Source organism: Wolbachia endosymbiont of Kerria lacca (assembly GCF_051602725.1).
GTDB lineage: Bacteria > Pseudomonadota > Alphaproteobacteria > Rickettsiales > Anaplasmataceae > Wolbachia.
Genome location: NZ_CP192272.1, coordinates 520,428 through 536,411, shown reverse-complemented (window position 1 = coordinate 536,411; position 15,984 = coordinate 520,428). Strand labels below are relative to the sequence as shown.

5 protein-coding genes and 1 pseudogene are annotated in these 15,984 nt (G+C 32.7%); 5 read left to right on the top strand and 1 reads right to left on the bottom strand.

Annotation, left to right across the window (positions count from 1 at the left end; genetic code table 11):
• Positions 1-35: 35 nt before the first annotated feature.
• Positions 36-10,982 carry an ankyrin repeat domain-containing protein gene (locus ACQ4M0_RS02380; RefSeq protein ID WP_438456617.1) on the top strand — a complete coding sequence of 3,649 codons (10,947 nt, stop codon included), beginning with the start codon at positions 36-38 and terminating at the stop codon, positions 10,980-10,982.
• 4 nt (positions 10,983-10,986) lie between these two features.
• Here ACQ4M0_RS02380 and ACQ4M0_RS02375 read toward each other — a convergent pair whose 3' ends face one another.
• Positions 10,987-11,871 (bottom strand): Rpn family recombination-promoting nuclease/putative transposase, encoded by an 885-nt coding sequence (locus ACQ4M0_RS02375; RefSeq protein ID WP_438456616.1) that lies wholly within the window; start codon positions 11,869-11,871, stop codon positions 10,987-10,989.
• 113 nt (positions 11,872-11,984) lie between these two features.
• On the opposite strand from ACQ4M0_RS02375, the pseudogene wmk (ACQ4M0_RS02370) reads away from it, so the two are divergent.
• The 4 genes and pseudogenes from wmk (ACQ4M0_RS02370) (at position 11,985) to wmk (ACQ4M0_RS02355) (ending at position 15,968) form a co-directional block, all read left to right on the top strand.
• Positions 11,985-12,888: pseudogene (gene wmk, locus ACQ4M0_RS02370) on the top strand (WO male-killing family protein Wmk).
• Between the two features lie 170 nt (positions 12,889-13,058).
• Positions 13,059-13,715: a JAB domain-containing protein gene (locus ACQ4M0_RS02365; protein ID WP_438456615.1), complete on the top strand. Its 657-nt coding sequence runs from the start codon at positions 13,059-13,061 to the stop codon at positions 13,713-13,715.
• A gap of 98 nt (positions 13,716-13,813) precedes the next feature.
• Complete coding sequence (locus ACQ4M0_RS02360; protein WP_438456614.1) at positions 13,814-14,986, top strand: hypothetical protein; 1,173 nt, start codon at positions 13,814-13,816, stop codon at positions 14,984-14,986.
• A 79-nt stretch (positions 14,987-15,065) separates the two neighbouring features.
• The gene (wmk, locus tag ACQ4M0_RS02355; protein ID WP_438456613.1) at positions 15,066-15,968 is read left to right on the top strand and encodes a WO male-killing family protein Wmk; all 903 of its coding nucleotides are present in this window, start codon (positions 15,066-15,068) and stop codon (positions 15,966-15,968) included.
• Positions 15,969-15,984: the final 16 nt, after the last annotated feature.

Below are 15,984 nucleotides of genomic sequence, written 5' to 3'. Positions count from 1 at the left end.
ATACGGAGCTATTTTCTGCTATAAAGAATGATAATATGCAAAAAGTTCAGGAGCTGCTGAAAGCAGGAGTAAAGGTTAGCATTATTGATAAAAATAATAAAGATAATACCCCTTTACACTATGCTATTGAAAGGGAAAAAGAAGAAATAGCTAAAAAACTACTGCAAGAGTGGAAGGCAGATATTAATGTTAAAAACAATAAAGGTGATACTCCTCTACATGTTGCTACTTCTAAAGGTAATAAAGAACTTGTGCAATTGCTTGTAAGTAAAAAGGCAAAGACTGATATCATAAATAATAATAATGAGACTCCATTAGATATTGCTAAAAAGCATGATACACCTAATGGACAAGATATTGTGCAAATATTAAAACCACATATTCAGTCAAACCTACAAGCTTCTGCTCGACAACCATCAACACAACACAAAAGAACTAGAACTGATTCTGAAGAAGTTGAATCAGAAGACAGTAGTCATAAAATGCCAAGAACTTCTCTTCAAGCAGCAGAAGAGTCTAGAGGAAGAAAAAGGACGCAAAATGAAGAGAATGAATTAGGAGCTGGTCAAGTAAAGAAGCTAAAGACTTCTGAAGGATATCGTGCTTCAGGGTTAAAAACATCTTTTCATGGTACTGTTTACCAACTAAAACTATTGATGCTCTTTTTAAAGCGTGGATTAGATCAAGGGTATTCTTTTAATTTAGCAACAGAAATGGATGCAGCCGAAAAGTTTGATGATGTAGTCTTTCAATATACCGAAGGTGGTGAAGAAGTATATCGCTTTTTGCAAGCTAAGCACAAACAGGATGATAATAAAAAAATTACTGTTAATGATTTACTCACAGAACAAGATGATGAATTTAGTCTACAAAAATATTTTATTTCTTATCGTAAAATTAAGCAAAATCCAGAGTTTTATGATCAAAGTGATGAATTAAAAGACTTTGTTATTTGTACAAATATTGACTTAGGCGATGATTTGCAAAATAGTTTTGAAAGAGTGCAAGATGAAGATGGCATTATAGATATAAAGGTAGAAAATAACAGTAAAGAGCCTAAGCGCTTAAAATTCAGGAAAGGTGGCTCTCTTACAAAAGAAAGCTTGACTTCTATATTCATAGAGGTTTCAGACTTAAAAAGATTAGCAAAAAAGTTAGCTGAGTATGTTTTTGGTAATAACAATAAGACTATAGGTTTAAAAGATGATCTTTTCAAGAAATACCATGGAGCATTAGCAGAGAGAGTAATTGATATTCAAACTAAAAAATTTAAAGAGGATTTTGTAAGTGGAAGCTCTAATTTACCTAAAGAAGTTAAGGAATTTAGAAAGGTTTTATTGGAGAAAAGTGGATTATCAGAAGAAGATTTTGAGAGAGACCTAAAAACTAAAAATCTTAAAATATCTGATACGTTTGGAAATGTATTGAATATAGAAGAAAATCCTCAAATTAACAGAAAAAAAACTTCTAATAACTCTCCTGATCCATCACAAGAACTTGCTGAACATATTGCTAATTTGATAGTTAATGGAAATATAGGTACTCCTATTAAAATTGAACAAAGGGCTAATATTATCAAGGAAAATATTGCTAAATTAATAGGACATATATTCGTAGAAACGGAAGATGGTGGTAAAAAGAAATTTAGACAAGGGTTTTTAAATGGTGATGAATTACCTGGAAACCTCAATGATTTTAGAGAAGGATTAAAAACAGGTCTGTTAAAAGGAATACAATTTAGTCACCTTGGTCAGTATGAATTTGAAATCAATGTTCGTGCTTGCACAGAAAAAGATTATGAAGAGTATAAGAAAGATAAATACTACTTTGAACTCCCTATACCAAATGATAAAATAAGGGATGAAGAAATAGATGACTTTCTAGACAAATTAGTATTTGCAGTTAACCAGCCTAATGAAGTTGAACTGGGTAATATCATTGAAGCTGAGATGGGCGAAGAGAAGGATATTAACTTAATTGATAGTGAAATCATAGCAAGTAAGTTTCAGAAAGATATGCTAGATTGGATGAAAGAAAAGGGAGGACGCTTTCTTAGTTATAAAGATGGTGAAAATTTTTTTAAAGAAGCAAAGCAAAAACTTTCTAAATTAGTGTTAATCGGTCCCACCTTAGAATATCGTGCTAAAATTGAAGAGTTTGGTATTGCCTTTAGCGAAGAACCATCAGGGCTAAGTAATTTCTTAGCTTTTAACAAAAGACAAATTTTTAACTTAGTTAACCCGCATAAGACTATATTAAGTTCGATTAAGGTATGTCAAACTTTAAAGGGCATTTCTCATTACCAAAAAGATGATAGCCATATTTTCATACGCTTAAGCTCTCTTTTGTGTATACAAGATCGTGCAATAGAAGCTTTTAAGTCAAATGACTTACTGATAATTGAATGCGACTATACAAATAAAGCAGAACCTAACCAAGATGAATTATACAATCAATTATCCTCAATAATGCAGTCTAATAGTAACAAAAAAGTTATTCTCATTACTCGAGAGCAAGATCCGCTAGCTGCTAAATTTAAAAAAGATTGTTCTGATAAATACATTGAAAAAAGAGATGAAAAGAATAGCTTAATTGATCTTACTGATGATTCGCAACAAAAACTTCTAGAAGGAGGAAAAGTTATATTCCAAGGAAAAGAAGTAAGTTTAGGTACATTAGTAGATGATGTGTCAAAACATCTAATAGATGGAGAAGTATTATCTAAGCTTATTAATAAGGAGAAGATAGAGATAGGCAAAGCACTCATAGATTCAAATTATGAGGATATTAAGGATTATTATATTCCACGAACATTTAATCGCCAAGTAAAAATTAGGCAAGATTTTGCAAAAAGATCTGAGTTTCTTGTGATTGATAGCAGTCAAGTAAATGATCAAAACCTTAAAGAAGGTAAAGATATAGTATTAATTTCTGATGCAGTTGAGGGTTTTAAGAATTTATGTGAGAATCACAAAGAACGTAATATTCATTGGCTCAAACAGGAGGGAGATGATTTGATATGGAAGCAATCTTATGGTGCTTTATCTAAGTTACGTGATTTTATAGATACAAATGAACAAGCTATTCAGGAGTATAAACCAGAGAAAATTACAGATATAAAAGACAGAGTAGTCATTATTTCTGCAGAACCTGGTATGGGTAAGTCTACTGTACTGAATCCTTTAGCATTAAAGACAAAAGATTCTTTATGGGTTATAAGGATTAAATTGTTAGATTATTCAACTGAATTAAAAATAGAAACAGAGAAGAAAACAAAACTTAACGAGGCAGAAGCTATAAGATTCCTATACAGGATTGTAGGTTTTCAACTCTTTCAAGAGCAAAAAGAAGAAACAACAGAAAGGAAGGAAAAAAGGGAACAAACGATAGAAAAGGTTCTCAGTGCTATAACTGTAAAAGACAGTGAAGCCAGTTTGGAAGGTGCAGGGGAAGAAATTAAGGGTCTTAAACTATTAGAAATAAGACTATTTAATAATTTTTACAATCAGGACAAGATTGTTTTACTGTTTGATGGGCTTGATGAGATTAGTCCTGATTATACAGAAAAAGTTATTGAGTTACTGCAAGTTCTAGAAAATTCTAAAGTAGGAAAGCTATGGATAACTACTCGTCCTTATAATTATGTTCAAGAAAAACTAGAAGATCAACTTAGTGTATTTTCATATTCATTAAAGCCACTTCTTCTCGAAGAACAGAAAGGTTTTTTAAAGAAATTTTGGAAAGAAAAGTTGAAACTTAATGAATTAGATGAGCAACGCTCAGGAGTTTTTATTGATGAATTACTAGATAAGCTTCCTAAATCCATAGGTGATAAAGATTTTATGAGTATACCGCTACATGCATTTATGGTTGCTGGAGTTTTCAAAGATATGTTCAAGCGTTTTTATGACTCTAATAAGCAGGAGCTTTCTGATGAACATAAAAGGAAAATTGAAGAGCAGGATTTGGTTACTTTATATGAGAGGTTTATTAACATAAAGTTTCGTGAAATTCGCTTTGGAGAGAAGAAGCCTGGTATGAATATTGATGATCCAGATATGAAAGGGATAGTTGAAGAAGAACACAAGAAATTTATAGAAGATCATATGAAATTAGCTTTATATGCAATCTTTAACGAAGATGAAGTAAAGGAATTGCTTTCTCAAGAGGAAATAGTAGAAGTAACTGAATTAATTGAAAAGATAAAGCAAGCAAAAGAAAAGGCAGGAATAATTGATAGAATTATTAATGATAAGCCTAGATTCGTTCATCTTACTTTTGCTGAATATTTTGTTGCCAGTTACTTTTGGGAAAGTTTTAAGTCAGTTCAGTTTGATAAATTTGAGGACTTTGTTGAGAATATTATAATTAAAAACCTAATTGAGGATGATAGTATACAACTTTCTAAGTTTCTTCAATTAAAAGCAAAAAAAGATTTAGAAAGCAACATCAACTTTCCTGATAAACAGAATAAGCTGAGAACCCTACTCACAAAGCTTCTTGATCAAATAAAACGATATGCTTATAATGGTAACGGTAAACAATCAACCAAACTGTTATTTGGGATAGTTGAGTTTTCGACAAAAGAAAAAAGTAATGTAGACGTTATTGAGAATAATGATCAACTAAAATTATTATGCGTATCTGCTGAAATGGGGTACATAAAACTTGTTAATATCTTAGAAACAAAACTTAATAAAGAATTTTTACAGAAAGATCTAAAATCTGATAAATGGTTCTATAGTCCCTTATGGTTAGCGGCTAAAAATGCTCACCTAGATGTTTTAGAAGTTCTCGTTAAAAAATTTTCTTATGATCCTAATTGGAAGGATAAGGATTGGAATACTTTAGTTCAACGTATATTTCAAAGGAGTGAATTTGATGTTCTTAGGTCTTGTTTAAAGCTAGATATAGTTGATGGTAAACCTTATGAAGATTTAAATAATGATCGACAAGAATTGCCGATAGTTAAAGTTTTTAGTAAAGTTGCTCCATCAGATGTAATTAAATTGTTAATAGAAAAGACTGATAGTAACCTTGTTAATAGATTTAAATTTCCTGAAAGTAGTGGTGAGATCTCCCCTATCGAATTTATTGCCGTACAATCCCTTAAATATGATAAAGAAATAACTGAGCTCGCTATAAAAAAGGGTATTGATTTCTCTAAAGTTATAAATTTATTGCTTTTTGAATATTCTTACGAGAGCTTAGATAGTCCTATAAATAAACTGAATTATGCTAGTTATAGTCAGCCTTCTTTTCATTCTGATAAAGAGTTTTTAAATTTATTTGAGAGAATCGAACTGTTACTAAAAGCTGGTGTAGGATATAATCATAAAGATATTCAATATTCAAAATCAACATTACAATATGCTGAGCAAATACACTACATACATAAGCTTTTATATGGAGTACATAAATTCCACACTCAGAAGATTGATAAAAGTAGTAATCCACTAGACACTATACTAAAACTAATTATTGATAATGTAGGTAGTTCTAATGATTTCGAAGGTTATGAATTTGTTAGGAGTAATAAAAAAGAAATATCTTTATTGCTTAATTACAAGGATAAATCATCCAAATATAATAAAGGAATAACTCTTCTACTAAGTAATATATCAGAACTACTTTTTAAGTTTTATGAAGATAGTAATGTTAATCTAGTAGAAAATGCCTTAGGTAAATTACGTGATTATATAACTAATGCTAAAGAAGAAATAGAGGCATTCAAACAGTACCCTGATAGCAAGGCACATAATAAAATTTTTATTGGTTATAAAGAGATGCTTGAATGTTATATACAGAGAAAAGATGAACTTAAATTTGAATTTCTTGATCTGCATGTGAAAGAATTACTGGAGAAGGTTCTAAAATTGTATATAAGACAAGATTATGAAATTAATGATGCGTTAAAAGAAGTAGAAGAAGAAGTATTAAGATTGAAAGAAATAATAAATAAGCTAAAAGAAAATTCAGGTCATAAAAAATATGAGACTGGAGAAATATTAGATATATTAGCTATAAAAAGCATAGATACAAATGAAGAATTACAAGATTTGATATCAAAAATCTATGAATGTGGTGGTATTAAATTATTGAGTCGAACTTGGTCGCATTTAAATAATATAGGTCAGCAAAGAATAATGGGAATATTAGGATTGATGTTCAAATTTGCTGGTCAATCATCAAAAATTTTTGAATTATTAAAGAAACTGGATGATTCATATAAAGCCCTTACTAAGGCTATTGAAAATAAAAACTATCAAGAGATAGATAATATACTACAAAATGTAGAATCTGATTTCATAAAAGCAGTCATTAATGGTCAAGATGATGAATATGGCTCACCACTACACTATGCTGCTTTTAAAGGCGATGTTCAAGTGACCAAAATCCTTTTAGAGAGTGGAGCAAATCCTAATCTTAATATGCAAGGAAGTGGTATATTATTAAGTACTGCAGATGAAACCCAGAAATATGAAGATTGGGAACATGACTATCAAGGTTTGACACCATTACACTATGCAGCAAAAAATGGTCACAAGGAGGTTGTTAAGATTTTATTGCAAAACAAGGCTGAGGTTAATGCTGAGACTACTGATAAAGGTTGGAATGAAGGTTGGACACCATTACACTATGCAGTACAAAATGGTCACAAGGAGGTTGTTAAGATTTTATTGCAAAACAAGGCTGATGTTAATGCTGAGACTACTAATCAAGGTTTGACACCATTACACGTAGCAGCACAAGATGGTCACAAGGAGGTGGTTGAGATTTTATTGCAAAACAAGGCTGAGGTTAATGCTGAGACTACTGATAAAGGTTGGAATGAAGGTTGGAATGAAGGTTGGACACCATTACACTATGCAGTACAAAATGGTCACAAGGAGGTTGTTAAGATTTTATTGCAAAACAAGGCTGATGTTAATGCTGAGACTACTGATAAAGGTTGGACACCATTACACGTAGCAGCACAAGATGGTCACAAGGAGGTGGTTGAGATTTTATTGAACAATGGTGCTAAGGTTAATGTTGAAGATAACTCTGGAAAAACTCCTCTGGATTCTATTGGTAAGGATAAGCGTATTACGAAATTCCTACTAGAAAATGGAGCTGATGCCACTCAAGTTACTGGAGATAGTGATTATAAAGAGATAGTGGATTTAATAGAAAAATATACGAGAGGACGGCAAGAGACTATGCAAGGAGGGGGTGAGGTTTCAGCAGGAGGATGTTTATCGGGGGAACCAAGCACAAGTGCAAAAAGGAGGAAAAGAGAAGTTAGTGGCGAAGAATGTCTATTCAGCTGGAAAGACGTAGATGAATTTAATGAGGAGAAAGATGAAAAAAGAGATTTTAGTAAGATTAAGATAGATGGTGAAAGGTTTGTTAGTTACATTAAAGGTTTACCAGAAGAAAAGCAGAGTCAGCTAATTCAGCTAGCAAGTGGGGTAAAAGTTACTGGTGAATCTCAGAGTTTGGTTAATAAGCTCATTAGTAATCAAAAAGTCATGAATCATCTCTCTAGAGTAGGAAAAATCTCAGGTATGACCATGCATGGAATGATGGCTAAAAATGTTCTCGCTGACTTTCTAAATGCTGATTATCAAGGTGTGGCAGTCAATGTTGGTTTCATCGCTGGTGGTCAAGCGTTTGCTAAAGTTGCTGAAGCTGCGTCTCTTAAAGGACTAAAACTAGCTGAAGAGGGAAAATTATTGATTGGTCAATCTCTAAGAGCAGCTTCTCCTTTCCTTGCTCGCGGTACTTCTGCTTTTGTTGTCTATGATCTAGTAAATCAGATAAAAGCTTTTAAAAATGGTACCGAAGAAGCACTAGTCGGTGTAGTAGGAGATAGCATTTATTTGGGGGTTGATGCTGCAGAGATCGGTGTGGAGGTAGCTGAATCTTTTGGCGTACTGGAGGGAGTATCAAGTGTTACTGGTCCTATTGGAGCCGCAATTGGCGCTACAGTATTTGTTGGTACTGATATTTATATGGCGGTGAAAAGGGTTGATAAAATTGATCAGGTTATTCATCTGACTGGGAATGAAAAGTTTGTTGAAGGTTTACGTGCGTTTATAGGTATTAAGCCTGAACAATATATAGAGGAGCTCATGGAGAAAAAACAGCTTTATAACCAATTAGTGAAGCAAGGACTTGAGTATTTAAAGGGCAACGCTGATATTCAAAGCTATGTGTTCCCTACTGGTAAGTCAGTTGTAGATTCTTGTCGTAAAGTGCCAGAAGAGGTAAATACGTATGCTATTGCAGGATTCACAGGCGCACACCTTACATTTACACGTCATACCGAAAAATGCACAACTAAGTTTGAGATAGATTTAGAAAGTATAGTACTACTTGATAGAAAAAGAACAGATATAAAATGGAGCAGAGCAAGACCGGATGATTTAAATGAAGGTCGAGTGTTTTGTCTGCCACAGGGAAATGATGAGCCTGCGCCGAATTATGGATCATATTTATGTGAAAATGCAATTGGTATATTCGCAAATAAAACAGGAGATCATACTTTAATTAATCTAGGAGAAGGTAAGGATTATGTAAAAGGATTTTTAAACAGTCCAAATATCTTTGTGGTGAATGACGGCTATAAGAAATTTACTGGGGGTAATAAAGATGATCTTTTTATCCTAATGGGAAATACCATTGAAGGAATGTTATACGGAGAAGGTGGCATTGATACCTTAGATCTGAGTGAATTTGCTCAAGAGGCTGTAAATGTCAACGTTTATTTGAATGCGAGCATTGGATATATCACATATGGGGATTCTCTTAGAAATGGACCTGATGTTCTTAGAATGGTTAAAATAGAAAGGGTTCTTGGTAGAAAAGCTAAGTCAGAACTTATATTTAGTTCATGTGATACACAGTTTTTAGATGGACAAGGCAGCGCTGCAAATAGTTCTGATGTTATAATAATAAAAAATGAAGTAGAAAATAACGTCTGCACTCATAAGGTACAAATTGTAGTCAGACCTAATACTAATATTCGAAATCAAGCTCATAAAGGAGAGTTTAATTATGTTATCTTGCCTGGAAAGGGGGAAGCAGTGGTTAATATATCGAGTTTGTTAGATGGTACACCAACTGATAGACATGACTTCTTCTTTAATTCTACGATTTCTGATCTTATTGGAATATACGTTCAAAATGTTAGTCAAGTTTTCAACCACACAGTAAAGAGTGTTACTTTTAGCTTCCTATCTGCTGAGGATAAGTTAGAAAGTTCGTTTGATAATCAATCGAACAGAGAAAGGTTTAATTTAACTATTTCAGATATTCCAGTTGATGCCTCTTATAGAATTAGTAACGGAGCTCAAATAAAGATGGGAAGAGGAGGTAACATGTACATGCTAGAAAGTACTAATAATTCTAGTGAAGAGGTGATAAGAGACTATTTACCTGTAGCGAATAGAATAAGTAGAATGTCATTTTTTATACAATCACTTTTAAGTAATGAAACGGTAGTAATAGGAAGTGGAAATCGTGAAGTAATACATAGCAATCCGGCTTATAGAAGTCATTTAGTAGGCAATGGAGGAGAAAATGTATATGTAATTGATTCTGAAACTAGAGAGGTTGTTATTCATGATGTTGATGAGGAGAATTCAATAGATACGATTGACTTAAGAAATGTGGTAAAAAAAGGTAATTGTGAATTAAAAGTAATTAGATTCGAAAATGATTTGTTATTGAGAGCAACGATAAAAGAACAAGCTGAGTATTGTACTGTGAGGTTAAAAGATGGAGTAGAGAGGTATAATAAGACGCATGTAATAGTAGAAAATGTTCCGATGAGAATCAGCTTTGATAATAATGAGTGGAGTTTAAAACCACAGCCTTTGATGTTTGAAAAGGATAAAGAAATTATTTTAGTAATTGGTCAAGATGTGGAGGAAGGTAATGAAATTATTACACCGAGAAAAGGAGGGAATTATAAGTTTGTTCGTAGTAATGGTAATGATCTAATGATAACAAATGCTTTTGACTCTAGTATTACTAAGAATGATCTCTGCACTATTACAATGAGTAAGTTCTATGAAGAACCTAAAATGGCAACATTATCAATAAAGTTTGCTGATAAGGAAATAATTCTAAAAGAGCATCAGGAACAAATAAGTAGTGCAAGAAACGTGAATGTTGTGAAAAAAGAACATGAGGATCAAGTCTATAATGATGTCTTCAATCATACAAAAAGCAGTCCAGAAGTTATTATGTTATCTGATCAACCTGTAACGCACAGACATAGGCATAGTAGACATAGAGAGCAAGCTCGTCATCGTAGGAGTACAAAAAGTAGCAGCACAAGACCAACTGGGTGGATAAATGATTTGTTTGGCTGGGTAAAAAGCTCTGTGAGTGGATTGTTAAGTTCTAAACCTGAGAGCACTCCAAGTCCAATCTCACAAGTAGATGCAAGAGTGGATGTAAATGGTACGATAATGTTACTTGACGTGTTTATTAGAAAAGTTACAGGTCAAAAGTATATTTCTACAGTAGATCATTCTATATCTCCACTAGAGGCACAGGGGTATGCACTCAATATTACAAAGGAATTTGAGGAAGTAGTAGAGCAAGCTGGATTAAAAAGTGGTGTATCAATGCATCGATTAAATATTGATTATATGGGAATGCAGAAAGAGATTATTAGAAAAGTCATGAGTGGTAAATTCAATGAAATTTCAGGGATTTTAAAATCGTATGTAGAGAAAGCATGTCCTGATGAAGAAGCTGGTAAATTAAGTCCGAAGAAATTTGAAAAGTTTATGGCTACATTTAATAATAAGCTAGATGTATCACTAAATCAATCAATACATCAAATGCTACATGATGAAAATAACGTATTAAAAATGGATAATATAAAAGAATCGCAAAGCTTAGGTTTATCTGGACCTAAAACTAGGTTAGATGATGTGTTAATTGCGGGCAATGCCATAGAATTAGTCGCTGGAAGAAGGTAGTAGACTAAAAAGTTTCTTCCTTAAGTTGTGTAATATTAGCCTGAGGAAGGCCAGTTGTCTGGGAAATGACATCAATAGAAATGCCAGCCTTAAGTAGGTTTTTTGCAACTTCGATTTTTTCTTCTTGTCTACCTTCTTGTCTACCTTTTTGAGTAGCATCATCGAGTTTTTGTTCCAGGATAGCAGCTTCTTTCTGTAAATCCATTACCCTTTCTTCATAAGCTACAAGATCCTTCTCATTCCAATGAAACTTATCTAACTCATCATATGCTAGCTTTATTATCGGTGACTTTTCTGCTATTTTTCTTAAATCTTCATCAGTTGTTTCTTCTGCGTATTTGAAGAAAAATAGCCAACGATCTACTACATTTTCTAGCTGCTCTTCTTTACTCTTAGGAAACTTTGGTAACTCAATGAAAATAAATTGAAAATCTTTCAAATCATGCTCATTAGTTTTTTCATCTCTTATGGTATGGCTAGATATATAATCAAGCTTATCAGGAAATAAATTACAATTAGAAATAGCAATAAAGAAAACCTTCTTTAAATCAATGTACTTACCACCTTTATCAGCCTGCCTTGAGTAAGCCTTAGCAGCATATAATTGAGCCCGTTTTTCGAAGCCTTTATCACGAGCGAGTTGCATCTCAATCACGTACCTTGCCCCAGTAAAATCCCTGCACAGAACATCAACAATACTCTGCTTATCAGAGGCAATTTCAGGATCCATAATGGTGCTAAGGAATTCGACTTCTTGTATAGTATTTATTTCAGTAAACCCCAAAATATCATTCAAAAAGTGGATAAGGATGTTCTTATTTTTTTCAGTACCAAAGATTTTCTTAAATGTTAAATCTAATTTTGGATCGAGGAACTTAGAAAGAGCCATGAGAAAGTAAGTAAAAAAGCATTAATAATTATACACAATTCTGAAGAAATATTCAACTAAAATGCAAACATTTTGTATATCTTTATTTGGTAGTATTAACCTATATAATATTTATGGTAAATATCTCAATAAGGTATCAGATAGCACAAAAAGTAAAAAGCTGGAGGTTAAAGCGAGGCTATACTCAAAAAGATTTAGCGGGAAAAATCGGCGTAACATATCAAGTAGTACTACAATATGAAAAAGGAACACGTAAAATTTCGATTGAAAAGTTGTATGCTATAGCAGAGATATTGTCGATTGGTATTGTAGACCTAATTCCTGTATCAAATGAAAAAATCTGTTTTGAAGATGAGGGAGAGGAAATTAGTAAGAAAATATAAAAAGATTAATGATCAGGAATTACGTAGAATGTTTTGTTTACTAACCAAATTTGTTCAAGTTAGTGAGAAAAATAGTAAAAAAACGGAGAGAATAAAAATTGCAAAAGGTCTGGTTAAAGGAGGAGTTTCTGTTGATATTGTTGCAAAAACAATTGGTCTCTCTGCTGATGAATGTGTTGAAGAAAAAACGGGTTCTATCTACTACCAAATAGGAAAAAAGATAAAAGAATGGAGACTAGTGCGGGAATATACTCAGAAGGATTTAGCAGAAAAAATGAGTACAACACGTGATGAAATAAGCAATTATGAGCAAGGAAGAGTTGCTGTTCCACTTGATAAATTATATGCAATAGCAGAAACATTATCGATTAGTATTACAGATCTTCTAATAGAGGAAGGTAGTAAAGTAGAAAATGAACTACCAAATTTAATTGAAGAATACAAAAAGATTGAAAGTCAAGAACTACGTAATGCATTAATAAGATCTCTATTTGAAGGCATACGGATTTGCGAAGAAAAAGTGAAAAGAGCAGAAAAGATCAAAATTGCAAAAGACTTAGTAAAAAAAGGAATTTCTATCAATATTATTTTAAAAACAATAGGCATCTCTTTAGACGAAATTCAACAAATTTAAGTAAAAAAATCAGTATCTATTAACATCTTTACTTTTTAATGAAAAAATAAGTAAAAAAGATTGAAAAATTGATTTGACTTCACTCGGAAGCTATGGCTCTATGCCAATGCTGATAAAAAAACAGCAGTAAATATTTAAAAAAAGTTTGTTGTTAGTGAAGGGTAAATTATATGAATAAAAGTAAAGAAGAAATCGAATTCAGAATATTAGAAAGCAAAGGCAAAGCACTACTTGATCGTGAAATAATGGAAACATTTTTAAGTGCAGTACATGAAAGGCCACAAGCTCAAGAAATTGCTAAAAATCTGGTGAATACTTATACGGGAGTAGGAAGGATTTTAGGCCGAGAAATGGATGACCTGAAAGTCATAGAAGGAGTAACTGATTCTTCAATAGCAATGATTATGTGCGTTAAGGAAACACTAGAAAGGGTACTGAGAGAAAAGCTTAAGAGTGAGCCAATAATGGACTTACAAGGGCTAGTAGAGTACTTAAACGTAAGTATAGGCCACTCAGAAAGGGAATGTGTAAAAATACTGTACTTGAATAAGAGGCGCCAATTAATCGGAGAAGAATCCTATATTGGTGAAATGGAAAAAGCACCAGTATACATAAAGGAAATTACAAGAAAAGCATTAATAAAAAATGCAGCATTAATAATAATGTCACATAACCATCCTGGAGGAAGCTTAGAACCTTCAGAAGAAGATCAAGCAGTAACGAAGAGCTTAGCAGCAGCATGTAGTACTGTAAGCGTTAGATTGTTTGATCATATTATTATCACAAGTGCAGGCTATTTTAGCTTTAGAGAAAACGGATTGTTATAGCAGAAAGTATTTGCAAATCTACTCACTATAATTTATAATGAGTAATAGAGTGTATAATAACAAAGTTTTTGAAAAGTATTTTTAATAGTGAGGATAATATGGTTAATAAAACAATTGTACCTTTTAATGATAAAAAGGGAGGTACTTACGAATTAAACATTGATCTTGATAGATTATCGAAGGGTGAAATATCAAATGCTATTGTAGGAATTGGTCGTACTAAAGAGCAGTCCACTTTTGTAAGCAAAATTAATAAGGCTAAAAAGTCTCAAGAAATAGCACCTTTCCCTGGTAGAGAAGTTCGCGAAAACAAAATCAACTATGGAAAAGGACTTGACTACATATATGGTACAAAACCTTTAAATGATCAAGAAGATAAAAATCCATTTGCTTCAGCTTTGCAAAAAATAAAGCCAAGTATAAGCGAAAGCGAAAAGTTGAGTTGGTTTAAGAGTGCTGTGGTAGAGGCAAAAAACGTAAATGAATTGCACAAAACTATAGACCAAGTACTAGCCTCAGGAGCAAGAATAAATGCATATAACGATGGGGAATGGAGCATTGCAGAGTATGCAGTATTGGGTACACATTTTCATAAATTTGATAAGACTGATCGAAAAAAGATAATGCGTAAATTAATGCTAAACGGTGCAGAGTTTCATGATACTTTATTGGAGAATAAATTGATAGGTGAAATCTATAATGAGCTACAGCCAGAAGTTCAGCCACAGATAGATAAGCAACTAGAAGAACTAGAAAAAGCTGGCGAAAGTGCTGTTCAAGAAGGAGAATTAATAGATATCGAGATAGACAATACAACATCGTATATAGAATTTTCCGAAGATAGCAAGATAGAAGTAGCCAAAATAGTGAGAGAGTTAGGAAGTAATATTTTAAAAATTGGCAATAATGCAGTTGAGGTTAAAAGCGAGAAAGGAGATATAAGAAACTATACTGATATGTCAAATGGCAGCTCTGTCATGTTAGAGTTTCCTACGAGCATTGGTAAGCTAAATATTGTATTGTACCAAGAGGCAGATCAGGTGCAAGTGAGAGTAGAAAATAAGGAAATGTGGTCTAAATTACAAGAAAGAGGAGAAGAAATAGGAAAAAATTGTCTTTTTGGAGGAGTGAAACTTCAAGAAGCAGTAGAGAAAGGTAATTTCACTAGATGTGGCATATGGAGTGAAAAGCAGAAGGAAGTAAGTGAAAAATTGTTTTCATGGGCAGACAAAGTACGTGAAAATAGTAAAGAAACTTGTAGAGCACTTTAATTTAAAGGTTCCAGAGTCTGGCTATTATATCTGGAGCCTTTGAGCTATAATAGAAAATATTATATGCAAGGTTCTTTTTGTGGAAAAAAGTCTAGATTATAAAGTGGGAGAAAAATTAAAAAGCTGGAGGTTAGAGCGAGGGTACACTCAGAAAGATTTAGCAGAGAAAATTGGTGTAAAATACTGGGTGATATTGCAATATGAGAAAGGGAATCGTAGAGTTCCAATTGAAAGGTTGTACGCTATAGCAGAAGCATTATCAGTAAGTATTACCGATCTCATTCCTGCATCAAAGGAGAAAATCGGCTTTAAAAATGAGGAAGGAGAAATATTAAATCTAGTAAGAGAATATAAAAAGATTAACGATCATGAGTTACGTAGGATGTTTTGTTTATTAACCAAATTTGTCAAAGTTAGTGAGAAAAGTAGTAAAAAATCGGAAAAAATAAAAATTGCAAAGGGTTTGGTTAAAGCAGGAGTTTCTGTTGATATTGTTGCAAAAACAATTGGCCTTCCTGCTAATGAATGTGTTGAAGAAAAAGTTGGTTCTATCTACTACAAAATAGGGAAGAAGATAAAAGAATGGAGGCTAGTGAGAGAGTATACTCAAAAGGATTTAGCAGAGAAAATGAGTACAACCCGTGACGAAATAAGTAACTATGAGCAAGGAAGGGTTGCTGTTCCACTTGATAAATTATATGAAATGGCAGAGGCGTTATCGATTAATATTACGGATCTACTAATAGAGGAAGGGAGTAAAGTGAAAAATGAGCTACCTGATTTGATAAAAGAATACAAAGAAATTGAGAGCCAAGAACTACGGTATGCACTAATAAAGTCTTTGTTTGAAGAGATACGGATTTGTGAGGAGAAAGTAAGAGAGGTAGAAAGGATTAAAGTTGGAAGGGATTTAGTAAAAGGGGGAATTCCTATTGATATTATTTTGCAAATAGTTGGTTTATCTGCTGATCAAATTGGATGAAAATTTATTTCTAAAT